The sequence below is a fragment of the Polaromonas sp. Polasp52 genome (assembly GCF_059491565.1).
Window position 1 is genome coordinate 1,543,159 of the sequence record NZ_CP168513.1, and the last position, 25,106, is coordinate 1,568,264.

Annotated in this window: 22 protein-coding genes; 9 read left to right on the top strand and 13 right to left on the bottom strand. The window is 66.8% G+C overall.

Features of this window, described 5'->3' with window-relative positions:
* Nucleotides 1–3: 3 nt before the first annotated feature.
* The 11 genes from ACEN9P_RS07210 to ACEN9P_RS07260 all read right to left on the bottom strand — a co-directional run bounded on the left by ACEN9P_RS07210 (nucleotide 4) and on the right by ACEN9P_RS07260 (nucleotide 13,940).
* Complete coding sequence (locus ACEN9P_RS07210; RefSeq protein ID WP_495621531.1) at nucleotides 4–3,651, bottom strand: molybdopterin cofactor-binding domain-containing protein; 3,648 nt, start codon at nucleotides 3,649–3,651, stop codon at nucleotides 4–6.
* Entirely contained in the window at nucleotides 3,648–4,145 is a 498-nt protein-coding gene (locus tag ACEN9P_RS07215; RefSeq protein WP_495621532.1) for a (2Fe-2S)-binding protein, read from the bottom strand. The genes ACEN9P_RS07210 and ACEN9P_RS07215 overlap by 4 nt, the downstream gene beginning before the upstream one ends.
* Nucleotides 4,142–5,296, bottom strand: a complete 1,155-nt coding sequence (locus tag ACEN9P_RS07220; protein ID WP_495621533.1) for an ABC transporter substrate-binding protein — start codon at nucleotides 5,294–5,296, stop codon at nucleotides 4,142–4,144. The genes ACEN9P_RS07215 and ACEN9P_RS07220 overlap by 4 nt, the downstream gene beginning before the upstream one ends.
* 23 nt (nucleotides 5,297–5,319) lie before the next feature.
* Complete coding sequence (locus ACEN9P_RS07225) at nucleotides 5,320–6,057, bottom strand: ABC transporter ATP-binding protein (RefSeq protein WP_495621534.1); 738 nt, start codon at nucleotides 6,055–6,057, stop codon at nucleotides 5,320–5,322.
* The gene (locus ACEN9P_RS07230) at nucleotides 6,057–6,836 is read right to left on the bottom strand and encodes an ABC transporter ATP-binding protein (RefSeq protein WP_477715108.1); all 780 of its coding nucleotides are present in this window, start codon (nucleotides 6,834–6,836) and stop codon (nucleotides 6,057–6,059) included. Before ACEN9P_RS07230 ends, ACEN9P_RS07225 begins: the two co-directional genes overlap by 1 nt.
* On the bottom strand, nucleotides 6,833–8,731 hold the full coding sequence (locus tag ACEN9P_RS07235; protein ID WP_495621535.1) for an ABC transporter permease: 1,899 nt from the start codon (nucleotides 8,729–8,731) through the stop codon (nucleotides 6,833–6,835). The genes ACEN9P_RS07230 and ACEN9P_RS07235 overlap by 4 nt, the downstream gene beginning before the upstream one ends.
* Before the next feature lie 102 nt (nucleotides 8,732–8,833).
* On the bottom strand, nucleotides 8,834–10,024 hold the full coding sequence (locus ACEN9P_RS07240) for an ABC transporter substrate-binding protein (RefSeq protein ID WP_477664505.1): 1,191 nt from the start codon (nucleotides 10,022–10,024) through the stop codon (nucleotides 8,834–8,836).
* 67 nt (nucleotides 10,025–10,091) lie between these two features.
* Nucleotides 10,092–10,676: an amino acid synthesis family protein gene (locus ACEN9P_RS07245; RefSeq protein WP_477664486.1), complete on the bottom strand. Its 585-nt coding sequence runs from the start codon at nucleotides 10,674–10,676 to the stop codon at nucleotides 10,092–10,094.
* Between the two features lie 44 nt (nucleotides 10,677–10,720).
* Nucleotides 10,721–11,362 (bottom strand): amino acid synthesis family protein, encoded by a 642-nt coding sequence (locus tag ACEN9P_RS07250; protein WP_477664485.1) that lies wholly within the window; start codon nucleotides 11,360–11,362, stop codon nucleotides 10,721–10,723.
* 22 nt (nucleotides 11,363–11,384) lie between these two features.
* Nucleotides 11,385–12,296 carry a UPF0280 family protein gene (locus ACEN9P_RS07255; RefSeq protein ID WP_495621536.1) on the bottom strand — a complete coding sequence of 304 codons (912 nt, stop codon included), beginning with the start codon at nucleotides 12,294–12,296 and terminating at the stop codon, nucleotides 11,385–11,387.
* Between the two features lie 12 nt (nucleotides 12,297–12,308).
* Nucleotides 12,309–13,940, bottom strand: coding sequence for a 6-hydroxynicotinate reductase (locus tag ACEN9P_RS07260; RefSeq protein ID WP_495621537.1), 1,632 nt, complete (start codon nucleotides 13,938–13,940; stop codon nucleotides 12,309–12,311).
* A 276-nt stretch (nucleotides 13,941–14,216) separates the two neighbouring features.
* Here ACEN9P_RS07260 and fdxA point away from each other — a divergent pair, with 276 nt between their 5' ends.
* The 6 genes from fdxA to ACEN9P_RS07290 all read left to right on the top strand — a co-directional run bounded on the left by fdxA (nucleotide 14,217) and on the right by ACEN9P_RS07290 (nucleotide 19,175).
* On the top strand, nucleotides 14,217–14,543 hold the full coding sequence (gene fdxA / locus ACEN9P_RS07265) for a ferredoxin FdxA (protein ID WP_477664482.1): 327 nt from the start codon (nucleotides 14,217–14,219) through the stop codon (nucleotides 14,541–14,543).
* A 55-nt stretch (nucleotides 14,544–14,598) separates the two neighbouring features.
* Nucleotides 14,599–15,372: a ferredoxin--NADP reductase gene (locus tag ACEN9P_RS07270; RefSeq protein ID WP_477715101.1), complete on the top strand. Its 774-nt coding sequence runs from the start codon at nucleotides 14,599–14,601 to the stop codon at nucleotides 15,370–15,372.
* Between the two features lie 106 nt (nucleotides 15,373–15,478).
* Complete coding sequence (locus ACEN9P_RS07275; RefSeq protein WP_495621538.1) at nucleotides 15,479–16,177, top strand: TetR family transcriptional regulator; 699 nt, start codon at nucleotides 15,479–15,481, stop codon at nucleotides 16,175–16,177.
* A gap of 33 nt (nucleotides 16,178–16,210) precedes the next feature.
* A complete protein-coding gene (locus ACEN9P_RS07280) occupies nucleotides 16,211–17,404 on the top strand; it encodes an amidohydrolase family protein (protein WP_477664479.1) in 1,194 nt (397 codons plus the stop codon).
* A 75-nt stretch (nucleotides 17,405–17,479) separates the two neighbouring features.
* Nucleotides 17,480–18,229: an electron transfer flavoprotein subunit beta/FixA family protein gene (locus ACEN9P_RS07285; protein WP_495621539.1), complete on the top strand. Its 750-nt coding sequence runs from the start codon at nucleotides 17,480–17,482 to the stop codon at nucleotides 18,227–18,229.
* Nucleotides 18,230–18,242: 13 nt separating this feature from the next.
* On the top strand, nucleotides 18,243–19,175 hold the full coding sequence (locus ACEN9P_RS07290) for an electron transfer flavoprotein subunit alpha/FixB family protein (RefSeq protein WP_495621540.1): 933 nt from the start codon (nucleotides 18,243–18,245) through the stop codon (nucleotides 19,173–19,175).
* A 37-nt stretch (nucleotides 19,176–19,212) separates the two neighbouring features.
* Here the strand turns inward: ACEN9P_RS07290 and ACEN9P_RS07295 are convergent, their stop codons facing one another.
* Nucleotides 19,213–19,923 carry an enoyl-CoA hydratase/isomerase family protein gene (locus ACEN9P_RS07295; RefSeq protein ID WP_495621541.1) on the bottom strand — a complete coding sequence of 237 codons (711 nt, stop codon included), beginning with the start codon at nucleotides 19,921–19,923 and terminating at the stop codon, nucleotides 19,213–19,215.
* 272 nt (nucleotides 19,924–20,195) lie between these two features.
* Here ACEN9P_RS07295 and ACEN9P_RS07300 point away from each other — a divergent pair, with 272 nt between their 5' ends.
* From ACEN9P_RS07300 to ACEN9P_RS07310, 3 genes are read left to right on the top strand one after another with little or no spacing between them, the layout of a single operon-like run.
* Nucleotides 20,196–20,825: a cupredoxin domain-containing protein gene (locus ACEN9P_RS07300; protein WP_495621542.1), complete on the top strand. Its 630-nt coding sequence runs from the start codon at nucleotides 20,196–20,198 to the stop codon at nucleotides 20,823–20,825.
* Nucleotides 20,729–21,667, top strand: a complete 939-nt coding sequence (gene nirK, locus ACEN9P_RS07305) for a copper-containing nitrite reductase (protein ID WP_495621543.1) — start codon at nucleotides 20,729–20,731, stop codon at nucleotides 21,665–21,667. The genes ACEN9P_RS07300 and nirK overlap by 97 nt, the downstream gene beginning before the upstream one ends.
* Nucleotides 21,668–21,683: 16 nt before the next feature.
* Nucleotides 21,684–23,966, top strand: a complete 2,283-nt coding sequence (locus tag ACEN9P_RS07310) for a nitric-oxide reductase large subunit (RefSeq protein WP_495621544.1) — start codon at nucleotides 21,684–21,686, stop codon at nucleotides 23,964–23,966.
* An 88-nt stretch (nucleotides 23,967–24,054) separates the two neighbouring features.
* Here ACEN9P_RS07310 and ACEN9P_RS07315 read toward each other — a convergent pair whose 3' ends face one another.
* Nucleotides 24,055–25,056: an AraC family transcriptional regulator gene (locus tag ACEN9P_RS07315; RefSeq protein WP_495621545.1), complete on the bottom strand. Its 1,002-nt coding sequence runs from the start codon at nucleotides 25,054–25,056 to the stop codon at nucleotides 24,055–24,057.
* Nucleotides 25,057–25,106 lie beyond the last annotated feature (50 nt).

A 25,106-nucleotide genomic window follows, 5' to 3' on the forward strand; every position in this document is an offset into this window, starting at 1 on the left:
ATCCTAGTGCTCGCCCGGCGCGGCGCGAAGGCGCGCCACCGTGGCGGGCAAATCTGGCCAGGCGGGTTCGGCCGGCGCATAGCGGCTGCGCATATAACTGGCCAGCGCCGCGACCTGGCTGTCGTCCAGGCTGTGGCGGAAGGCCGGCATAAAGCCGATGTCCTTGCCGGCGGGCGCGCTGATGCCTTGCAAAATCGTGCGCACCAGGTTGTCGGGCCGCGCGCTGTGCAGATTGCTGTTGAGCGCCAACGGCACGTTCACGCCAAGCAGGCGGGGGCCGTCACCGTCGTGGTGGCAGGAGGCGCAGGCGCCGTTGAAAAGGCGCTGGCCCGGGCCCAACAGGCTGGTGGCGGACTGCTGGGCTGACAGCACCGCCTGCCGCGCGCGTTCGGCGCTTTCGGTCTCAGGCAGCGCTTCGTTGAAAGACGCCAGGTAGCTGGCCATAGCGCGAATGTCTTCATCGGGCAGCGCGGCCAGCTCTTTCACCACGGGCGCCATGGGGCCGGCGGCGATGCCGTGTTGCGGCGCATAGCCTTGGCGGAGGTAGGCGTAGAGCTGCGAAGACGTCCAGGGCACGGGTGCGCGCGACAGTGCCGTGAGCGCGGGCGCCTCCCAGCCGTCGACCATGGCGCCGCCCAGGAAAGCCTGGCCGCCGCGCTCGGCGCCCAGGGCGTTACGCGGCGTATGGCAGGCGCCGCAATGCCCCAGGCCGTTGACCAGGTAGGCGCCGCGGTTCCATTCGGCACTGCGCGCCGGGTCGGCGCTATAGGGCGAAGGGTCATGGAACATCGCGTTCCAGCCGGCCATCAGGGGGCGCACGCTGAAAGGAAAGTCCAGCCGTGTCGCGGGATTGGCGGAGTGCACGGCGGGCTGGGCCATCAGGTAGGCATACAGCGCGGTCAGGTCTTCGTCACTGGCCCTGGCGAAGGCGCTATAGGGAAAGGCCGGATACAGGTAACGGCCGTCGCGCGAAATGCCTTCGCGCATCGCGCGCTGGAAGGCGCTGAAGGACCAGCTGCCTATGCCTGTTTCGACGTCGGGCGTGAGGTTGGTCGTGATGATCTTGCCGAAGGGCGTGTCCATGGCCCGCCCGCCGGCATTGGGAATGCCGCCCGGCGCGGTGTGGCAGACCACGCAGTCGCCGGCGGCCGCCAGCTGGCGGCCGCGCTCCAGCGTCGCCGCGGTGTAGATGGAGGCGCCGGATTGCGCCGCCGGCGTCATGGGCGCAATCGCCGCCCGCCCGCCCAGCAAGGCCCAGGCGACGCCGGCCACGCCCGCCAGCAAGGCGCCGGCGCGTGACCATGCACCCAATCCTTTAGGCCATGCGGCACCCTCAGGCATGCGCACGGCCCGGCGCTCGGGCATGGGCAAGGCGGCCGGTGGACTTTGCGGTTCGGGATTGAGCGCGGCGCGCACCACCTCAGGCGTGAACGGCGGCTGGCGAAAACGCACCCCAGTGGCGTCAAAAATCGCATTGGCGATGGCCGCCGTGCCCGGCACCGATGACGACTCGCCGGCGCCCAACGGCGGCTCGCCGGGGCGCGCCATGGTGACGACTTCAATCACCGGCACATCGCGGAAATTCAGGATGGGGTAGCTGCCCCATTCGAGGCCGGCGACGGTGTTTTTTTGCGGCTCCACCGTCACCTGCTCGGTGAGGGCGCGGCTGGTGGCCTGCACCACATTGCCGTGGATCTGGTGCTGCACGCCGGCCGGGTTGATCAGCGTGCCGGCGTCATGCCCGACGACCACGCGCCTCACGTGCACCTCGCCGGTCTTGCGGTTGACCTCGACATCGGCCACCCAGGCGGCCCAGGCGGCGCCGAAGCCCGGCCACTTGCTGTGCACGTAGCGGGCATAAGCGAAGCCCTGCCCGTGCAGGATGTCTGTCGCCTCGCCGGCCGGCCCTTGCTGCGGCCCGGTATGCGCCACCCAGCCGGCGCGTTCGGCCGTGGCGCGCACCAGCTCGGCGGCGCGCGGCTCCTTGAGGTAGCGCAGGCGAAACTCGACCGGGTCCACGCCGGCGGCGGTGGCGAGCTCGTCGATATAGGATTCGTGCGCGAAGGAATTGGGCAGCGCCGACACCCCGCGCAGCCAGGAGGCGCGCAGCATGGGCGGCATGTCGTTGACAGCCACGCGCAGGTTGCCGTAGTCATAAGGCGGGCGCGCGGTGCGGTCGCCCATCTCGAAGGCCTGCGCGACCGGCTCCACGGTGCGCGTCAGCAGCAGCGCCAGCGTGGGCGCGCCGTTGGAGGGGTAGGAGGTCTGGAAGTCATAGGCCGCGACCGAGCCGTCCTGGTTGAGCCCGCCATTGACCTGCATGAGCTGCGCGGCGCCCTTGGGCTCCCAGGCGTGTTCCTGCTCGCGGGTCAGCTGCACGCGCACCGGGCTGCCGGCCGCGCGCGACAGCAGGGCCGCGTCCGCCGCCACGTCGTCGGCGCAGTTGCGGCCGTAGCAGCCGGCGGCCTCCATGCGGATCACGTCGATGTCGACATCGGCCAGGCCGGTCAGGCGCGAGAGGTCGGCGCGCAGCACATGGGGGTTCTGGGTCCCGGCCCAGACCGTCAGGCGCTCCGCCCGCCAGTCGGCCACCGCGCACGAAGGGCCTAGGGAGCCGTGCATCTGGTAGGGCCAGACATAGTTGCGCGCCAGCGCCTGCGCGGCGCCGGCCATGGCGGCATCGACGTCGCCCTCGTCGACGAGTTTGCGCTGCGTGGACGGGTTGTTGCGGATCGCCTGCTCGAGGTCGTCCAGCCTGGGCAGCCCGGGCCAGGATTTCCACTGGACACGCAGCTCGCGCAGCGCCTGCTCGGCCTGCTCCTCGCGCTCGGCCACCACCCCGACAAAATCGCGTATCACCACCACGGCGCGTATGCCCGGGATGTGCGCGATCGAGGATTCATCAACCGACTCCAGCGTGTTGCCGATGAAGTCGCCGTGGTCGGCCCCGGCATAGGGCGGGCGCACCACACGGCCGTGCAGCATGCCGGGCACGCGCATGTCGTGCACAAAGGTCAGCGCGCCCGTGGCCTTGGCCGGGATATCGACGCGCGGCGTGCTGGTGCCCACGATGCGGTAGTCCGCCGCCGCCTTGACCGGCGTGTCCGGCGCCAGCAGAAGCTGTGTGTGCTGCAGCGCCACCAAAGCGCCGTAGTCCACAGCGCGGCTTTCCTGCCCGATGACGCACACCCGCCCGTCCCGCACCGACAGCAGCGAGGCATCCACCTGCAGCACGGCGGCGGCGCGCGCCAGCAGCCAGGCCCGCGCCTGCGCCGCGGCAGTGCGCAAGGGAATGGCGTGTACCTGGATGGAGGCGCTGGCGATGGTCGCGCCCTGGTTGGGCGCGCGCGTGGTGTCGCCCAGCACCATGTTGACCTGCCCCAGCGCGACGTCCAGTTCCTCGGCCACGATCTGGGCCAGCGCCGTGCGCAGGCCGGTGCCGAGGTCCACATGGCCGTTGAGCGCCGTCACGCTGCCGTCGTCCCAGACGGCGACCAGGATTTCAAGGCCTTCGCGCGGGTTGCCGCTGACCAGCGCCGGCTGGCCCTTGGCAGGCGGCGGCGGCGGGGGTGGTTCGCGGCTGACCAGCAGCACACCGGCGGCCGCCTGGAAATCCGCGCGCGTGCGCGGCGTGTCGGCGCGGCGCGTCATGCCGTTTTCCCCTGGGCAATGTTTTGCCGGGTCAGTTCGGCCGCGCGCAGCACGGCCTGCATGATCTCCAGGTGGGTACCGCAGCGGCAGAGGTTGCCCGACAGCTCGCGGCGTATCTCATCCTCGCCGGGTGAAGGGTTGCGCGCCAGCAAGGCCACCGTCATCATGATCATGCCGTTCAGGCAGTAGCCGCACTGGGCGGCCTGCGCCTCGATGAAAGCCTGCTGGACCGGATGCAGCGCCTCAGGCGTGCCCAGTCCTTCCAGCGTGGTGATCTCGCGGCCGGCCACGCCGCCCACCGGGATCGCGCAGGCACGCGCGGCAACACCGTCCACCAGCACGGTGCAGGCGCCGCACTCTCCGAGGCCGCAGCCGTATTTCGGGCTGTTCAATTCGAGGTCGTTGCGCAGCACCGTCAGCAGGCAGGTGCCGGCCGGCAGCGGCAGCGTGTGCGCCACCCGGTTGACGGACAGTGTGACGGCATTCAATGTCATCGGATCAGGCTGCCCGCTGCGGTGTACATCTCAAGCTCCACAAAGCCGGACCCGTTGTGGTTGCCGGGGCCGTATTCCACGCGGAAGTCGCCCACATCGAGCGTGCCCACGCCTTCCAGGGCCGCGATGAAGTTCTCGCGCGTCAGGTTGCGCCCGGCGCGGCGCAGGCCTTCGCTGAACACCTTGGCCGCGATATAACCTTCGAGCACGGTGTAATTGTCGCCCTCCCCGGCCGACGCGCCCACCGCCTTGCGGTATTCCTTGACGATGCCGTAGCGCTCCAGCGCCGGCGAAGGCACGATGCTGGCGGTGATGACGCCGCGCAGGGCGCCGTTCAGGCGCGCCGCCGAGGCCTTGGCATCGGCCAGGCCCACCGAGATGGTGTACAGCGGCGTTCCCAGGCCGGCGCCGCGCACGTCGCGGATCAGCACCTCGGACATGGTTCCGGCCATGATCATGATGATGACGTTGGGCGAGGCCTGCTTGAGCTGGGCCGCGATGTCGGCGGCGCTTTGGGCCGTGATGGCCATGGGCAGGGTCTTCACCACCTGCAGCTTCTCGGCCTTGATCAGTTCCAGCAGGGTGTCCAGGTTGGACTTGCCGAACACACTGTCCTGGTAGACCACCGCCACCTTGTCATTGCCCACCACCGCCAGCTGCTGCGTGATGCGGGCCAGTTCGGCCTTGTAGCTGGCCCTGACATGGAACAGGTAGCGGTTGTGCTTCAGCCGTATGGAGGTGGTTCCGACCAGCGGCGCGAACAGCGGGACCTTGGCCTCCTCGGCAATCGGCATGGCCGCGATCAGGTTGGCCGTGGCCACATAGCCGATGAGCGCGAACACCTTGTTCTGCTCGATCAGCGCTTTGGTGTTGTCGGCGGTCCGTTTCGGGTCGTAGCCGTCATCGAGGGCCGTCAGCTGCAGCTTGCGCCCGAACAGGCCGCCGGCCTTGTTGACCTGCTCGAAATACAGCTCGATGCCCCGCCGGTAGTTGTTGCCGGTCGCGGCGACCGGGCCGCTGAACACGGCGGACTGGCCGATGGAGATGGCCGTGTCCGTGACGCCGGTCTCCGCGCGGGCGCATCCCGCGGCGGCCAGTGTCAGGGCCAGCAGGGCCGGGGCCAGGCGGCGTGCATGGAGGATCAGTTTCATAGGATTCCCGGTCATCGAGCGGTCTAGACACTCAGGTAGGCGCGGCGCACTTCGTCGTTGGCCGCCAGGTCGGCCATGGAGCCTTCGTAGCGGATCTGCCCTTTCTCCAGCACGTAGGCGCGGTCGGACACCAGCTCGGCAAAGTGCATGTTCTGCTCCGACAAAAGAATGCTGACCCCCTGGGCCTTGAGCTCCAGAATCATGTGGGCCATCTGCTCGACGATGACGGGAGCAACGCCCTCGGAGGGTTCGTCGAGCAGCACCAGGTAGGGGTTGCCCATGAGGGTGCGCGCCACGGTGAGCATCTGCTGCTCGCCGCCGCTCATGCGGCCGCCGGCGCGGCCCGGCATTTCACCGAGGTTGGGAAACAGGGTGAAGAGCCGCTGCGGCGTCCACAGGGGCGCTTCGCTGCCGTCGGGCCAGCGCCGCGCGGGCTGGCGCCCGACCTCGAGGTTTTCCGTCACCGTCAGGTCGGTGAAGATGCGCCTGTCTTCCGGCACAAAACCCAGGCCCATGCGGGCCGCATGGTGCGGCTCGCTTTTTGAAATGTCCCGGCCCAGGAAGGACACGCTGCCGCGCCGCTTGTCGAGCATGCCGATCAGGGTCTTGAGGGTGGTCGATTTTCCGGCGCCGTTGCGCCCCATCAGGGCCACGACCTCGCCGCGCCGCACGTTGAGGCCGACGTCGAACAAGATCTGGGCCGCGCCATACCAGGCCGACAGGCCGTTGGCCTGCAACAGGACTTCCTTCGCGGTGCTCATCAGGCTGCTTCCTTTACCAGGGCTTTTTTCTCGAAGGTCTTGCCGCTGCCGAAATAGACTTCCTGGACCTTGGGGTGGTCGCGGATCTCCAGCGGCTTGCCTTCGGCAATCAGCCGTCCGCGCGCCAGGACGATCATGCGGTCGGCATAGGCGAAGACCACGTCCATGCTGTGCTCGGTGAACAGCACCGCCATGCCGCGGTCCAGCACCAGCTGCTTGGTCAGGGCCATCAGCTCGTTGCGCTCGCGCGGCGCCATGCCCGCGGTGGGCTCGTCCATGAGCAGCAGCTTGGGGTTGTTGGCCATGGCCATGGCCAGCTCCACGCGCTTGACGTCGCCGTAGGCCAACACGCTGCAGGGCCGGTCGGCCTGGGCTTTCATGTTGACCTGCTCGAGCAGGGCGAGCGCCTCGTCGCGCTTGTGGTCCGCCGCGCGGCGCCACATGGAGAACATCTTGTGGTCCGCCGACAGCAGCGTCATCTGCACGTTCTCCACCACCGTGAGCGAGGAAAAGGTCTCGGCGATCTGGAAGGTCCGGCTGACGCCGCGCCGCCAGATGTCGCGCGGCGCCAGGCCGACGAGCTCCTGGGCGTCGAGCTGGATGGAGCCGCTGTCGGCGCGCAGCTGGCCGTTCACCATGTTGAAGGTGGTCGACTTGCCGGCGCCGTTGGGGCCTATCAGGGCCAGCAGTTCGCCGGCGGCGAGTTCGAAGTTGATGCCATCCACCGCCCGGACGCCGCCGAACGATTTCCCCAGGCCCGTGACCTTGAGCAAGCTCATGATTTTTCTCCCGCCGCGCCGCGCCGGTTGGCCAGCAGCTGTTTGGCAAAGCCCGCGATCCCCTGCGGAAACAGCAAGACCAGGATCAGGATGATGGCGCCCAGCATGGCGCGCCAGTAGTCGGTGTTGCGCGCCACGGTGTCGTGCAGCCAGGTGAAGGTGACCGCGCCCACCACCGGCCCGGCCAGGGTCTGGATGCCGCCCAGCAGCACCATCACCAGCCCGTCGATGGATTTGCCCACATGCAGGCTCTCGGGCGAAATGCTGCCCTTGGAAAAGGCGTAGAGCGCGCCGGCCAGGCCCGCGAACGCGCCTGCGATCACAAAGGCCACCCACTGCATGCGCTTGACGTTCATGCCGATGGCGTCCGAGCGCAGCACCGAATCGCGCGCCGCGCGCATGCCGTAGCCGAAGGGCGAATACAGCATGCGGTGCATGAACAGCACCGCGCCCACCACCAGGACCAGGGTCAGGTAGTAGTAGACGCGCTTGTCGGCCAGCCAGGCGGCCGGCCAGACGCCGGTCAGCCCGTTGCTGCCGCCGGTGAAGGCGTCCCACTGGTAGCAGATGGCCCAGGTGATTTGCGCGAAGGCCAGCGTCAGCATCGCGAGGTAGACGCCGGACAGGCGCACGCAGAACCAGCCGTAGACAAAAGCCCCCAGCGCCGCCACCAGGGGCGCCACGACCAGCGCCATCTCCATGGGCATGTTCAGGCTGCGCACCAGCAAGGCCGCGCCATAGGCGCCCAGGCCGAAGTACGCCGCGTGGCCGAAGGAGTGCATGCCGGCCGGGCCCATGATGAAGTGCAGGCTGGCCGCGAACAGCACCGCCACCAGCAGGTCGATCAGCAGCACGGTGACATAGGGCGATTGCGCCGCGAGCGCGGGCACCAGGGCCAGCAACAGCAGCAAGGCCGCGCCGCCCACCTTGTAAAGACGCTGCGGCCGGCGCAGGGGCTCCTCCGCCGCGCCCGCATGGCGGCTGGGCGCCTGGGGCCGGCCGAACAAACCCCAGGGCCTGGCCACCAGCACCACGGCCATGACCAGGAACTCCACCACCAGGGTCAGCTTGGAAAAGGAAATGCTGATGCCGGCGATCTCGACCAGGCCCAGCCAGATGCAGATCGCCTTGAGCTCGGCGATCAGCAGTGCCGCCACATAGGCGCCGGGAATCGAGCCCATGCCGCCCACCACGACCACCACAAAGGCGGCGCCAATGATGTTGAGGTCCATCTCGAGGTTGGCGGGTTCGCGCGGCAGCTGCAGCGCGCCGCCCAGGCCGGCCAGCAAGGCGCCCAGCGCGAACACGGCCGTGAACAGCCAGGCCTGGTTGACGCCGAGCGCGCTCACCATCTCGCGGTCCTGGGTGGCTGCCCTCACCAGCGTGCCCCAGCGCGTCTTGGTGAGCAGCAACCAGAGCAGGCCCAGCACGACGGGGCCGGCCACGATCAGGAAGATGTCGTAGGAAGGAAACTGCCGCCCGAGGATGGAGACCGAACCCGTCAGGCCGGGCGCGCGCGGGCCCAGCAGCTCTTCAGCGCCCCAGAACCAGAGCACGCCGTCCTTGATCACCAGGCCCAGCGCAAAGGTGGCCAGCAGCTGGAACAGCTCCGGCGCACGGTAGATGCGGCGCAGCAGCAGGATTTCCACCAGGGCGCCCAGCACACCGACGGCCAGCGCCGCGAGCGCCAGGGCCGGCCAGAAACCCAGGGTGCTGCCCAGCGCGGCCACCAGGGAATAGGCGACATAAATGCCGACCATGAAGAAAGAGCCGTGCGCGAAGTTGACGATGCGCGTGACGCCGAAGATCAGCGACAGCCCCGCCGCCACCAGGAACAGCGAGGACGCACCGGCCAGGCCGTTGAGCAGCTGCACGATAAAGCCTGAAAAGCTCATGAATAAACCTTTTTTGCGGGAAACCGGCAGCCCGCGGCGCGGCGGCCTATCCGCCGCGCCCGGGGCCCCTGCGCACCGGGCGGGCCGGTGCGCCCGTGCTTTTTAGTCGGCGGCGCGCATCTTCTTGACTTCGGCGGCGCTGGGCTGGACCTTGGCGCCGTCGATGTAGCGGTAATCGACCATCACGCCTTTGCCGCCTTCATTCTTGGTGCGGCCCACATAGGCGCCCATGGTTGACTGGTGGTCTTCCGGGCGGAACACCACGGGGCCGAAAGGCGTCGTCACATGCAGGCCGCGGAAGGCCGTGATCAGCTTCTCGGTATCGGTGGACTTGGCTTTTTTCATGCCTTCGGCCAGGGACTTGATGGCGCTGTAGCCGACGACCGAGCCCAGGCGCGGATAGTCCTTGTACTTGCCGTGGTAGGCCAGGAAGAAGGCCTTGTGCTCAGGCGTCTGGATGCCGTACCACGGGTAACCGGTCACCACCCAGCCGTTGGGCGTTTCTTCCTTGAGGGGGTCCAGGTACTCCGGCTCACCCGTCAGCAGGCTCACAACTTCACGGCCCTGGAACAGGCCGCGGGTGTTGCCCTCGCGCACGAACTTGGAGAGGTCGGCGCCGAACAGCACGTTGAAGATGGCGTCGGGCTTGGCGTCGGCCATGGCCTGCACCACGCTGCCGGAGTCGACCTTGCCCAGGGGCGGGGCCTGCTCGGCCACGAACTCCACGTCGGGCTGGGCGGCTTTGAGCAGGGTCTTGAAGGTGGCCGCGGCGGACTGGCCGTATTCATAGTTGGGATACACCACCGCCCAGCGCTTTTTCTTCATCGCGGCGGCTTCGGGCACCAGCATGGCGACCTGCATATAGGTCGAGGTGCGCAGGCGGAAGGTGTAGCGGTTGCCGTTTTGCCAGACGATCTTGTCCGTCAGCGGCTCGGCCGCCAGGAAGAAGAATTTTTTCTGCTTGGCGAAGTCGGTCAGCGCCAGGCCGATGTTGGAGAGGAAGGAGCCCGTCAGCACGTCGACCTTCTCGCGCGAGACCAGCTCCTCGGCGGCGCGCACCGCGTCACCGGGATTGGCGTTGTCGTCACGGATGAACAGCTGCACCTTCTTGCCGTTGATGCCGCCCGCGGCATTGAGTTCTTCGACGGCCAGCTCCATGCCTTTTTTGTAGGGTTCCAGGAAGGCGGGCTGGGCCTTGTAGCTGTTGACCTCGCCGATCTTGATGACGTCCTGCGCATGCGCCGTCATCATCATCGAAGCCATCAGACCCAGCAGGGTCACGGCGCTCAGCATCTTGGGGTGCATCTTCATAAATACTCCTGTTTGTCGTGGATCAGATTGATGGCTGGCAGGCCCCGCGTCAGCGCAGCCCGTCCTCGCCCTTGATTTCGTGGACCTGCAATCCGCCCACGCGCGGTAGTGGCCGGCCACTGTCCGTGACGACGACAGCAACCACAATTTCATTGGCGCGCGGCGCATCGGCCACGCGCGCTTCCATGGCGTCGAAGTGGCTGCGCACAAAGGCCGCATCCTTGTGCCCCAGCGGCACGTCGATGGCCGTGCCCAGGCCGCCGCGCTTTTTGCTGGACGGCACCAGGGCCGCGCCCTTTTCGACCGCCAACCGCAGGGGCGCGCCGAGCTTGGGGTGCAGGATGGCCGCGGCATGTTCGAGCTCGCCGGCCTCGCCCACAATCGCGGCCTTGCCGTAGCTGTGCGCCTGGCCCGGTGCGATGCCCAGGGCCTGCACGCATTTGCCGCCGAGCAGGCCGCCGAGTTCTTCGCCGATGGCGATCAGCGCGTCGAGCTTTTCCACGTAAGCCCCCGCAAAGGGGTTTTCAATCACGGCCATGGCCAGCGCCCGGCGTGTGGGCGGCGTGACGGGTTTGCCCATTTCGATCAGCGTCTCATCGACCTGGACAATGATTTTTCGGATCTTCGCGCTCATGGTGTTTCCTTGTCTCAATGTGTGGGGTGGGGGTCGCGCCCTGATCAGCGCAGGCCGTCCCATTTGGCGATCGCGCCGGCGGCCAGGCCGCCGACGCGCGCATGGATGCGCGGGCCCGTGCTCATCGCGAGGATGAAGACGATTTCGTCGGGCAGGGGTGCGCCCGGCACGCGCACCTCGATGGCGTCGAAGTGGCTGCGCACATAGCTGGCGTTGACATGTGTCATCGGCACATCGAGCGCCGTCCCCGGTCCGCCCACTTTTTTGGTGGAGGGCACGATGGACAGCGCGTTGCCGGGCTGCCCGGTTTTTTCCTCGGCTTTGCCTTTGGCGTAGGCATTGCGGTCGCCCTTCCAGCCCAGCAGTTCCCGCATGGCATAGCCGCCCGGCACATGCCAGAGCGCGCCGTGCTCAAGCTCCCCGGCCGCGCCGACGATGGCGCCCTTGCCGTAGCCCTCGATGCGGTCGGCCGGGACGTCCATCGCGGCGCGCAGGCGCTGGGCCATGTCGATGCCGACCGGCTGCAGCGCGTCCATCATGGGCAGGATGTCGGGCTCATAGCGGCCGGCGAAGGGGTTGGCCAGCACCGCGGCAATCGCACCGCGCAGCAGCGGCGTGGGCGCCTCGGGGCCGAACTCGTGCCGTATCTGCTCCACGTGCGTAAAGATGCGCCTGATTTCTATCATGGTTGAAGGTCCATTCATTTCATTAAGCAAATACCGAACCAGCTTGCCGGCCGCCGCGAGGCTTGTCCAGGCTTTGCACCGATGCGCCGGCGGCGGTGGTCATGAACTGGCCCTGGCACACCAGCACCGCCGACCAGATCAGGCCGGCCGCGCGCAGGGTCTGGGCGCGCCTGAGGCCCGCGTGCAGCGCGCGGCTCACCAGCTCGGGCTCCAGCGCCGGCACCTCGACCGTGACGGGAATCGTGCCGAGGTCGCTGTCGTCCTTCAGCTCGCAGGCAGGCAGGCGTCGGATGCGCGCATCGGCGACATCCACCGCGTTGGCGATCACGGTCGCGGCCGCGTCGGCTTCGGCGGCGGTGCGCGCCAGCACGGTCACGCTGTCGGCAATGCCCAGTGAAAAGCTGCGGCCGCGCCATCCGCTGGTGGCCACGCCACGCACAGGCAGGGCGCTGTCGACCTCGAACTGCCCGTCGGTCTGCACGCCGTCCAGGATTTCATCGACGCCCAGGCGCTCGATATCGGCATACAGGCCTATGCGCACCGACTGCGAAGGCACGAGGTGCAGCGCGATGTCGCCGCCGTTGTTGATCCAGGCCCGCGTGATGCCGCTTGCCGCGTAGCAGGCAACCAGCTCCTGCGCCACCGCGCCGGCCACCGCGGCCATGGGGGTGATGAAGCCACTCCGGTAGGGCCGGCAGGCATGCCACATGCGCCGCGCCACCGGGCCGCTCAGCGGACACGGCCCTTGCACGGGCTGCCGCAGCACAGGCAGCTCGCGCACCAGCTCGCCGAGGATGCCGCCAAAGCGCTGCCAGGCCTGCTCATGCGCCGCCTCCACCGCCGCCGGGCTGCCGTTGGCGCCTATGACGATGTCCATGGGCCCATGCTGGAAATGCCAGCGGCCGTCGGGCAGTTGCGTGCGTTGGGCGTTCATGGCGGAAAGGCCTCAGCCCAGCAACGGCGGACGCGCCAGCGGCCAGGGGTTGGCCGCCGGCAGCGCGGCCCAGGCCAGGGCCGTGGGCGCGCCTTCGTTGTGCCAGGCGCCGCGGTGCAGGGCCTGCTCCAGCGTGCGCACATGGTCCATGTGGCCGCCCAGCGCGCGGTAGTCGTCCAGCTTCATGCTGAATTCAATCGGCGCGACGATGGCCGGCGTGGGCACGGTCCCGAAACTGTTGTCCGGCATGCGCATGACGTCGGCCATCACCGTGATCCCGCCGCCCGGCCAGACATAGGCCGGCGCGCCGCCGCAAGTGACGTTCACCAGCGCGTCCTTGATGGCACGCGTCAGCAGGACGGGGTTTTCGGTGACGCCGGCGCGCAGGCTGCCGCCGGCCCCGCCGAGGAAGAGCACGGTGGAGAGGGAGGGTTCGCAGTTCTCGCCGATGCGCTCCACGATGCGGCGCACTTCGGGCGGCATCTCCTGCTCGACAGGGTTGAGCGCCTCATCGAGCACATACCAGCTCGCATGCTCGCCGGTGGTGGAAGTCATCAGCAGGCGCAGGCCGGGCCAGGCCACGGAGGCATCCCAGGTTTCGATGATGGACAGCGGGTCGGCGATGTCGGTGCCGCCCCAGCCCACACCAGGATTGGCGACCTGGAAATAACGCCCCGGCGTGGACTTGCGCCCCCGCATCTTGATGCCGGAGGGCGGCATGTCCAGGCAGCGGCCGGCCTGGTGCTCGGTCAGCACGCCGGTGATGTGGTCGTCGACCACCACGACCTCGTCGAGCTTGCCGAACAGCTGCTTGGCAAAGATGCCGACCGTGGCCGAACCGCAGCCCACGCGCATGCGTTTTTCTTCCACGCCGTTCACGACGGGCGCGCGGCCCGCCTGGATCAGGATTTGCGAGCCGCCGTCGATGGTGAACTCCACGGCCTGCTTGTTGCCCAGCGCCTGCATCATCTCGACCGTCACACGGCCTTCTTTCTTGCTGCCGCCGGTCAGGTGGTGCACGCCGCCCAGCGACAGCATCTGGGAGCCGTATTCGGCCGTCGTCACGTGGCCGACCACCTCGCCCTTGCAGCGCACATTGGCCTGCTCCGCGCCCAGGAAGCGGTCCGTGTCTATCTTCACCTTGAAGCTGCAGTAGCTGAAAATCCCTTCGGTGACCACGGTGACCAGGTCCACGCCGGCCGCCTTCGACGACACGATGAAGGGCGCAGGCTTGTAGTCCGGGTAGGTCGTCGAGGAGCCGACGCCGGTGACAAACACCTCGTCAGCCAGCAACAGGTCGCCGCTCCAGGCCGGCGCCGGCGCGGGCAGGCTGCCTGCGGCGCCGTCTTGCGGCGCGGGCGGTGCCGCGGCTTCACGCCCCGCAAAGGAGACCAGCTGCGGCTCCGAACCCGAGAGGGTGCGGCGCAACAGCAGCACGGGATCCACACGCACCAGGGTGCCGCCATGGTTGGCATAGCGGTCGCAGGCGCCGCTGCGGCCGTCGGAAATCTGGCACAGCACCGGACAGGCGTTGCACTCGATCTTCTCGCTGTTCATGCGCTCGTTGCGCGGCCTGGCCTTCTCCAGCACCTGGGGAAGGCCGTCCATGCCCGGCAGGCCGTCCGTTTTTGTGTGTTCAGTCATCGTGTTCACCTTGTTCGCACCAGCCCCATCCCGGGGCGCCATTCCGGGGCGCAATCCCCAATGTAGTGCGCACTTAATTTACATGTTGCATTTGCTACATTTAAATTCAATGTAGCGGATACGGAATTGCCGCGCAATAGGATTTGCACCGCGGTTTCCAATTTATTTTTAAAAATGTTGCGAGCACTTAACTTAAATGTTGCGTTCACTACATTAATGTGGCACATTGCCTGCATCGACGATAGCCGGCCCGAACCGCCGCGCAAAGGAGTTCTTGTGACCCACGTAGTGACCGACGCCTGCATCAAATGCAAATACACCGACTGTGTGGACGTGTGCCCGGTGGATTGCTTCAAGCAGGGCCCGGACTTCCTGGTCATAGACCCGGACGAATGCATAGACTGTGCCGTCTGCATCCCGGAATGCCCGGTGAACGCAATTTACGCGGACACGGACACGCCCGAGCAGTTCAAGCCCTTCCTGGAAATCAACGCAAGGCTGTCCAAGCTGTGGCCCACCATCTCCAAACGCATCGCGCCCCTGCCGGACGCCGAGCTGTGGAAGGACAAGACCGACAAGCTGGCCGGCCTGGACCTCGGCTGAAGGCCCAGGCCCGGCGCGCAACTCTTTCATACCGACTCTTTACACCCACACCACCATGAGCGCCTTCAACGAAGAAACCGTCCTGTCCGTCCATCACTGGACCAACCGCCTGTTCACCTTCACCACCACCCGCGACACCTCGCTGCGTTTCAGCAACGGGCACTTCACCATGATCGGCCTCAGGGTCAACGACAAGCCGCTGCTGCGCGCCTACAGCATCGTGAGCCCCAACCATGAAGAACACCTGGAATTCCTCAGCATCAAGGTGGAAGACGGCCCGCTGACTTCGCGCCTGCAGCACATCCAGGTCGGCGACAAGATCATCGTCGGGCGCAAGCCCACCGGCACGCTGGTCATCGACTACCTGCTGCCGGGCAAGCGGCTGTACCTGCTCTCGACCGGCACCGGCCTGGCGCCCTTCATGAGCATCATCCGCGACCCGGCGACCTACGAGCAGTTCGAGCAGGTCGTGCTGGTCCACGGCGTGCGCCAGGCCGACGAGCTGGCCTACCACGACCTGGTCGTCGAGCACCTGCCCCAGCACGAATTCCTCGGCGATCTGATCTCCAAGCAACTGCTGTACTACCCCACCGTCACGCGGGAGGCCTACCGCAACATGGGGCGCGTCACCGACCTGATCGAAAACGGAAAGATGCAGGCGGACCTGGGCCTGCCGCCGCTGGACGCGGCGCACGACCGGGTGATGATCTGCGGCAGCCCCGGCATGCTCAAGGACCTCAAACACATGCTCGAGGGCAAGGGCTTCACGGAAGGCAACACCTCCAGGCCGGGCGACTTCGTGATTGAACGCGCCTTCGCCGAGCAATGAGGAAGAAGATGGCCCGGCGTTTGCTTCCGCCCTACACTACCCGGGAAATTTCTTCCCCGGCGGCCTCAGGCCCGCCCCTTTGCCAACCGCGACCGGACACCCATCCATGACAGTGAAGACCGCCAGAACCACCACGCCGCGCGCCGCGGCGCCCAAACGCGCGGCAGCCAAACGGCCGGGCGTGCGGGAGCAGGCCGCGCAGACCACGCGCGACAACATCCTGCGCGCGGCGACCAAGGTCTTTGCGCGTTATGGCTACGACGGCGGCAGCGTGGAAAAAATCTCCAAGTCGGCCAAGTCCTTCGACCGCATGATTTATTACTACTTCGGCAGCAAGGAAGGCTTGTTCATCGAAGTTCTCGAAGACATGTACCGCCGCATGAACGATGCGGAGCTCGAGCTGTCGCTGGACATCGAGCATCCCGTCGAGTCCCTGACGGACGTGATCTGCTTCGTGGTCTCCTACTACAGCAAGAACCCGGAATTCATCACCCTGCTCAACACCGAGAACCTGCACCGCGGCAAGCACATCGCCAAGTCGCAGCGCGCGCGCGACTATTCGTCGCCCGCCATCGCCATCATCCGGCAGCTGCTGGAAAGCGGCGTGCGCAAGAAAATTTTCCGCTCGGACATCTCCGCCCGCAATGTCTACCTGCTGATCGCGGCGACAGGCTACTTTTACATCTCGAACCGCCACACGCTGTCGGCCTTTCTCGGCGAAGACCTGCAGTCGCCCGAAGCGCTGGCCCAGTGGCAGGCCTTCATCATCAGCACCGTGCTGCGCACCGTCATGCTGAACCCCTGATTTCCCCACACACACACTGAAAAGAGGCCATCCATGGCAGAAGCAGCATCGACCGGCAAGTCCGGAAAAGTCGTCATCAAAAACATCGGCTTGCTGCTGTCCGGTGACATAGACCGCCCCATCCTGGACGCCGACACCATCGTCGTGAACGACGGGCTGATCGTGGCCGTCGGCAAGGCCAAGGACTGCGACACCGCGCACGCGCAGACCGTGATCGACGCGCAGCAGACCTGCGTGGCGCCCGGCTTGATCGACAGCCATGTGCACCCGGTCTTCGGCGACTGGACACCGCGCCAGAACCAGATCGGCTGGATAGACTCAACCATGCACGGCGGCGTCACCACCATGATCTCGGCCGGCGAAGTCCACCTGCCGGGGCGGCCCAAGGACATCGTGGGCCTCAAAGCGCTGGCCATCACCGCGCAGCGCGCCTTCGACAACTTCCGCCCGGGCGGCGTCAAGGTGCTGGCCGGTGCGCCCATCATCGAAAAAGGCATGACCGAGCAGGACTTCAAGGACCTGGCCGAAGCCGGTGTCACGCTGCTTGGCGAAGTGGGCCTGGGCTCCGTCAAGGCCGGCTACGAGGCCAAGGAGATGGTCGGCTGGGCGCGCAAATACGGCATCCAGAGCACCATCCACACCGGCGGCCCGTCGATCCCGGGCTCGGGCCTGATCGACAAGGACGTGGTGCTGGAAGCCGATGCGGACGTGATAGGCCACATCAACGGCGGGCACACGGCGCTGTCGGAGGCGCATGTCTGCGAGCTCTGCGAGAAGTCCTCGCGCGCCATCGAGATCGTCCACAACGGCAATGAGAAGGTCGCGATCGCCGCCGCCCAGGCGGCGCTGCAGCTCAAGTGCCCGCACCGGGTCATCCTGGGCACCGACGGCCCCGCCGGCTCGGGTGTCCAGCCACTGGGCATGCTGCGGCTGATCTCCCTGCTCTGCAGCCTGGGCAACATCCCCCCGGAGCTGGCCTTTTGTTTTGCCACCGGCAACACGGCGCGCATCCGCAAACTCAACTGCGGCCTGATAGAAGCCGGCCGCGATGCCGACTTTGTCTTCATGGACAAGGCCCAGCATTCCGCCGGGCGCGACATCCTCGACAGCATCCAGCGCGGCGACATTCCCGGCGTCGGCATGGTGATGATTGACGGCCTGGTGCGCTGCGGCCGTAGCCGCAACACGCCGCCGGCCACGCAGATCCCCCAGATCGTCGCGGCCTGAGGCTGCCTCCATTTTTTTTCCGCGCGAGGATAGCCCTGCGCGCCATTTATTCATCAAGCATCAAGGAATTGGTCAATGAAGGTTCTGGTCCCCGTCAAACGTGTAGTCGACTACAACGTGAAAGTCCGCGTCAAATCCGATGGCAGCGGTGTCGACATCGCCAACGTCAAGATGAGCATGAACCCGTTTGACGAGATCGCCGTCGAAGAGGCCACGCGCCTGAAAGAAAAAGGCGTGGTCACCGAAGTCATCGCCGTCAGCTGCGGCGTCGCCCAGTGCCAGGAAACCCTGCGCACCGCCATGGCGATCGGCGCCGACCGCGCCATCCTGGTCGAAACCGCCGAGGAGCTGCAGCCCCTGGCCGTGGCCAAGCTGCTCAAGGCCCTGGTCGAGAAAGAACAACCCCAGCTCGTCATCCTCGGTAAACAAGCCATCGACGACGACTGCAACCAGACCGGCCAGATGCTGGCCGCGCTGCTGGGCTGGCCCCAGGCCACCTTTGCCTCCAAGGTCGAGGTCGAAGGCGGCAACGCCAAGGTCACGCGCGAAGTCGACGGCGGCCTGGAAACCCTGTCGCTCACGCTGCCGGCCATCATCACCACCGACCTGCGCCTGAATGAGCCGCGCTACGTCACCCTGCCCAACATCATGAAGGCCAAGAAAAAGCAGCTCGACAGCCTCAAGCCCGAAGACCTCGGTGTCGACGTCAAGCCGCGCATCAAGACCCTGAAGGTCAGCGAGCCGCCCAAGCGCAGCGCCGGCGTCAAGGTGGCCGACGTGGCCGCCCTGGTGGACAAGCTCAAGAACGAAGCCAAAGTCATCTAAGGAGTTGATTGAAATGACCGCACTCGTAATCGCAGAACACGACAACAATTCCATCAAGCCAGCGACCCTGAACACCGTGACGGCTGCCGCCCAGTGCGGCGGCGACGTTCACGTGCTGGTGGCCGGCAAGGGCGCCGAAGCCGCCGCCAAGGCCGCCGCCGCGATTGCCGGCGTGGCCAAGGTCATCCACGTCGAAGGCGAGCACTTCGCCCACGGCCTGGCCGAGAACATGGCCGCCCAGGTGGTGGCCATTGCCGGCAACTACTCGCACATCCTGTTTCCGGCCACCGCCTCGGGCAAAAACATCGCCCCGCGCGTGGCCGCGACGCTGGACGTGGGCCAGATCTCCGACATCACCAAGGTCGACGCCGCCGACACCTTCGAACGCCCGATCTACGCCGGCAACGCGATTGCCATCGTGCAAAGCCTGGACGCGACCAAGGTCATCACCGTGCGCACCACGGGCTTTGACGCGGCGGCTGCCAGCGGCGGCTCGGCCGCGATTGAAACGCCGGCCGGCGTGGCCGACAGCGGCAAGTCGAGCTTCCTGGGCTCCGAGATCGCCAAGAGCGACCGCCCCGAGCTGACCGCCGCCAAGATCATCGTCTCGGGCGGACGCGCGCTGGGCTCCAGCGAGAAGTTCAGCGAAGTGCTCACGCCGCTGGCCGACAAGCTGGGCGCGGCACTCGGCGCCTCTCGTGCCGCCGTCGATGCGGGTTATGCCCCCAACGACTGGCAGGTGGGCCAGACCGGCAAGATTGTCGCGCCGCAGCTGTACATCGCCGCCGGCATCAGCGGTGCGATCCAGCACCTGGCCGGCATGAAGGACAGCAAGGTCATCGTGGCGATCAACAAGGACCCCGAAGCGCCCATCTTCAGCGTGGCCGACTACGGCCTGGAAGCCGACCTGTTCACGGCTGTGCCTGAGCTGGTTGCGGCACTGTAAGTAGTTGAACTCTCTCCCCCTGCAGGGATATCTGCGCTCAGGCAGCCTCGGCCCGACCTCCCAGCGCCCGCTGCGCCTCATTCTCCAGCGCAATCGCCTCCTCAAAGCGACCAAGCCCGGTCTCGTTGAGCACCCGTTTAAAGGTGGCGGCAACTTCCGGCGAAAGCGCCGCCAGCTTCGCGCCTACCTGCCGCGAAGCCGATTCGAGTTCGAGGTCGGGAACCACTTTCCAGACCAGTCCCCAGGCCTGCGCCTGCGCGGGTGAGAACTCCTCGCCCAGCAGCATCAGCGTCTTGGCGCGCGCAAGACCCGCGTAGGCGGGCAGCGTTGCCGTCAATCCGCCGGTCACAAAAACCCCAAGCGATGCCTCGGGCAGCTTGAAACGCGCGCTTTCCGCCGCGAGCACGATGTCCGCATTGAGCATCCACTCAAAGCCGGCGCCCACGGTCCAGCCATGGACAGCAGCGACAACCGGCTTGGGCAAAGACACCAGCGCCTTGGCCACGGCCTGCACCAGCACCAGGTCGTCCTCCGTGGGTGGCGCGCCGACGTCCCTGCCCGCACAAAACGCCCGGCCCTTGCCGCGCAGCAGCAGCACTCTGACACTGTCGTCGCGCGCGGCCTGCTCAATCGCGTCAAGCAGTGCGCGCGCCAGCTCGTTGTCGATGGCATTGAGTTTGTCGGGACGGTTTAGGGAGACGGCCATGATGCCGTCCGCGAACTCAATGAGTAGTTTGGGCGTTGTCATGGCTGTGATTTTGAACCAGGACGCCATCTGCGTGGTGCTCGGCGGTCCCCTGGCACTGAGCAAGCGCCAAGCGCAAAAGCAGCACGCCAGCCGGTAAAAGTAGCCGCACCGTGGAAATGGTCATCCATACCCGGCATGGTCTCTTGAACCGCTTTTATTCAGTCGCAAGCACCGCTTATTCAGCAAGGTGTTGATCTAAGACAAGTTCCCGTGGCTCGCGGCCCGCACAGTCGGAACTGCCGAATCGGCATAAAAGACCAAGGAAAAGCCACATGAAACGGACCCTCTCCCCCAACGCCATCGCCGCCGCCATCTGTATCCTCAGTGCGGCCTTGTCCGTGCAGGCGCAGCCCGCCGCGCATCCGGCGCATACCGCCGCAGCGCCCGCCAGCACTTCCAGCGCGGCCATACCCGCCGGGACCAGGCGCTACGAGCTGCACACCAACATCGTCGATGGAAAAATGGTGTTCATCGACGGCAAGGGGCAGGTCAACCCGACCCTCAGCGCCAACGCGGGCGACACGGTGGAGATCGTGCTGGAAAGCGGGGAAGGCGCGGAGCACGACCTGGTGATCCCCGAGCTGAACGTCGCGTCGCCCAAATTCAGCCCCGGCACCGGCAAGACCACGCTGCGCTTCAAGGTCCCGCGCTCCGGCACCTTCACTTACTACTGCTCCATCCCCGGCCACCGGCAGATCGGCATGGAAGGCCGGCTGCAGGTCAGCGGCCCCGCCAGCGCCCAGGCCGCCGCGCCGGCCGCCAGCGATGCCAGCCAGGCCGCGCTGGCGCTCTACACCCCGCCCCCGTGCCGCAGCGCGCGGCCGACCCGTCCGCGGTCAGCGTGGCCGCCAACCCGGCCGCAGTGCCGGCCGCGGTGGGAACCCGGGCGCCCACGACCCTGAAGTACCGCATGGAAACGGTCGAGTTGCCCGGCAAGCTCGACGACGGCACGAGCTTTACCTACTGGACCTTCAACCGCCAGGTGCCCGGCCCCATGCTGCGCGCCCGCGTCGGCGACACCATAGAGCTGACGCTGGCCAACGCCCGCGACAGCAAGATGATCCATTCGATAGACCTGCACGCGGTGACGGGCGGCCATGGCGGCGGCGAACACACGCAGGTCGCTCCGGGCCAGGAGAAAACCATCACCTTCAAGGCGCTCAACCCGGGCCTGTATGTGTACCACTGCGCCACGCCCTTGGTGCCGCAGCACATCGCGGCCGGCATGTACGGAATGATCCTGGTCGAACCCGAGGGCGGTTTGCCCAAGGTGGACCGCGAGTATTACGTGATGCAGGGCGAGATGTACACCGGCCGCCCGCACGGCGCCAAGGGGCACCAGGAGGCCGACCTCGAGAAGATGGCCAATGAGCTGCCCGACTACTACGTCTTCAACGGCGAAGTCGGTGCGCTGAACAAGACCCACAAACTGCAGGCCAAGGTGGGTGAAACCGTGCGCATCTACTTCGGCGTCGGCGGCCCCAACAAGATCTCGTCTTTCCACGTCATCGGCGAGATCTTCGACAACGTGTACAGCGAAGGCTCCTTCACCGGCCTCAAGCACGACGTGCAGACCACGCTGGTGGCGCCCGGCGGCGCGACCATCGTGGAGATCAAGGTCCAGCACCCCGGAAACTACCTGCTGGTGGACCATGCCTTGTCGCGCGCCGGCAAGGGCGCGGTAGGCCTGCTCGAGGTCACCGGCGAAGCGGTGCCCGGCGTCTACAAGGCCGGCGTGCTGTAAGCCAAGGAGAATCTTCATGGGCCCCTACAAAAAACTCTGGTTCACGCTGATCGGCGTGCTGATCGTCACCTTCTCGCTGCTGGGCTACTACGGCACCGAGGTCTACCGCCAGGCGCCGCCGATTCCCGCGCAGGTGACCGCCCCGGACGGCAAGGTCCTGTTCGGCCGCGAGGGCATCCTCGACGGCCAGACGGCCTGGCAGTCGGTGGGCGGCATGCAGCTGGGCTCCATCTGGGGCCACGGGGCCTACCAGGCACCGGACTGGACCGCCGACTGGCTGCACCGCGAACTGACAGCCTGGCTGGAGCTGGCCGCGCAGCAGCTGCACGGCCAGGCCTATGCCGCGCTCGACGGGCCGGCGCAAGCCGCGCTGCGCGAGCAGCTCAAGGCCGAGTACCGCGGCAACCGCGTCGACCAGGCGGATGTGCTGAAACTGTCGGAACGCCGCGTCCAGGCCATCGCCCAGACGGCCGGGTACTACGACAAGCTGTTCTCCGACGCGCCCTCGCTCCAGAAAAGCCGCGAGCACTTTGCGATGAAGGAAAACACGCTGCCGAACGCCGAGCGGCGCCGGCAGATGACACAATTTTTCTTCTGGACCGCCTGGGCCGCCGCCACCGAGCGTCCCGGCCAGAAAGTCACCTACACCAACAACTGGCCGCATGAGCCCCTGATCGGCAACCGGCCCAGCAGCGAGAACATTGTCTGGTCTATCGCCAGCATCGTGGTGCTGCTGGCCGGCGTGGGCTTCCTGGTCTGGGCCTGGGCCTTCCTGCGCAAGCATGACGAGCCGCTGCCGGAACCCGCCGCGCGCGACCCCTTGACCACCTTTGCGCTCACGCCCTCGCAGCGAGGCCTGGGCAAATACCTGTTCCTGGTCGTGGCCCTGTTCATCTTCCAGGTCTTCATAGGCGGATTCACCGCGCACTACACCGTCGAAGGGCAGCAGTTCTACGGCCTCGATGTCTCGCGCTGGTTTCCGTATTCGCTGACCCGCACCTGGCACATCCAGGCCGCCCTGTTCTGGATCGCCACCGGCTTCCTCGCCGCGGGCCTGTTCCTCGCGCCGCTGATCAACGGCGGCAAGGACCCGAAGTTCCAGAAGGCCGGTGTGGACGTGCTGTTCTGGGCGCTGGTCGTCGTCGTTGTCGGTTCCTTCACCGGCAACTACCTGGCCATCGCGCAGGTGATGCCGCCCGAATGGAATTTCTGGCTCGGGCACCAGGGCTACGAGTATGTGGACCTGGGACGCCTGTGGCAGATCGGCAAGTTCACCGGCATCCTGCTGTGGCTGGTGCTGATGCTGCGCGGCGTCATCCCCGCGCTGCTGAAGAAGGGCGGCGACAAGAACCTGCTCGCGCTGCTCACCGCCTCGGTGGGCGCCATCGGCCTGTTCTACGGCGCCGGCCTTTTCTACGGCGAGCGCACCCACCTGTCGGTCATGGAGTACTGGCGCTGGTGGGTGGTCCATCTCTGGGTGGAAGGCTTCTTCGAAGTCTTCGCCACCACGGCGCTGGCCTTTATCTTCTCCACGTTAGGCCTGGTCTCGCTGCGCATGGCCACGGCCGCGAGCCTGGCATCGGCATCCTTGTTCATGCTGGGCGGCATTCCCGGAACCTTTCACCACATGTACTTCGCCGGCACCACCACACCGGTGATGGCGGTCGGCGCGAGCTTCAGCGCCCTCGAGGTGGTGCCGCTGATCGTGCTGGGCCACGAAGCCTGGGAGAACTGGCGGCTCAAGGCGCGCGCCGCCTGGATGGAAAACCTCAAATGGCCGATGATGTTCTTCGTCGCCGTCGCCTTCTGGAACATGCTGGGCGCCGGTGTCTTCGGCTTCATGATCAACCCGCCGATGTCGCTGTACTACATCCAGGGGCTGAACACCACGCCGGTCCATGCCCATGCCGCGCTGTTCGGGGTTTACGGATTCCTGGCGCTGGGCTTCACGCTGCTGGTGCTGCGCTACCTGCGCCCGGACTATCGCTTCAGTGCGCCCTTGATGAAAACCGCGTTCTGGGGCCTCAACGCCGGCCTGGTGCTGATGATCTTCACCAGCCTGTTGCCTATCGGGATCATCCAGTTCCACGCCAGCGTCAGCGAAGGCCTGTGGTATGCGCGCAGCGAAGAATTCATGCAACAGCCCCTGCTGCAGAACCTGCGCTGGGTGCGCACCTTCGGCGACGTCGTGTTCATCGTTGGAGCGATTGCGATGGCGCTGCAAGTGGTGCTGGGCTTGATGAACAAGGCACCAAAACTGCCGCAGCCCGAGCCGCGCCTGAGTGGGGCACGCGGCTGAGCATGGCGCCGATCAGGGTAGCTTGATCGACGCCAGCACCCGGTCGACCATCACGCCCCTCGCATGAAACAGCGGGGCAGCGCCTCGCTCACATGGCAGCGCGCGCCTTGCTGGGCGGGTGGCCTATGACACGCTTGAATGCCCGGCTGAAGGAGGCTTCGGAGTCAAAACCCAGCCGGTCGGCGGCCGTGGTGACACGCATGCCGTCCTGCGCGATCCAGTTGCGGGCCTGGAACATGCGGATGCGGGCCACGTAGCGGGCAGGGCTCTCCCCCACCGATTCCTTGAAGGCCTGGGCAAAGCGTGAGCGCGAGGCGCCCATGATGTTCGCCAGTTCCGGCACGCTCCAGTCCTGCTCGGGCGAGGCGTGGATGGCGGCCAGCACCTTGCCCACGCCGGGCGAGCGCAGTGCCGCGATCCAGCCCGTCGAGTTGCTGCAGGCGCATTCCACCCAGGCGCGGATGATGCTCGCGGCCAGCACGTCGGCCATGCGGGCCAGGATGCCGCAGGCGCCTATGCGGTTGAGCGAGGCTTCGCGCTCCATGGCCTCCAGCAGCATGGGCACGCCCGGGTCGCGCTGGGCCAGCTCGCTGGCGCGTATCACCTCCGGCATCATGGCCAGCAAGGGGTGCAGGGGGTCGAGGTTAAAGGTCATGCTGCCGCAGAACATGGTGTGGGACGGTGTTTGCGCCGCGGGCGTTGCATCGCGCAGCAGGTAGATGTCGTCCGCGAGCCGCTGGCGGTCAAAACTCGCGAGGTCCAGCGGCGGCACCTCGGGTGAGCTGGCCAGGGTATGGGCCGTGCCGCGCGGCAGCAGCACCGCGTCACCGGCCTTCAGCGCCACCCAGCCGGATTGCGGCGTGTGCATCCAGCAGTCTCCGCTGACAACGAAGTGAAAGCGCGCGGCGGGCTGCGCGTCAAAGGAAATGGCCCAGGGCGCGTGCACGAGGCAGCGGCCGTACTCGACGCCCTCCAGGCGCAGGCCCAGCAGGACCTGGGTCAGGGGATCAGGGCCCGCAGCGGGCAGGCCCCCGTATTCATGGGGAGGCTGAACGACGGGCGTGAAAGTTCTGGAGGAATCGTCAAGCATTTCGGCTCTTTCGCCATGGAAAGCTGTCGATGCTAGGCCTAAGCTGGCAA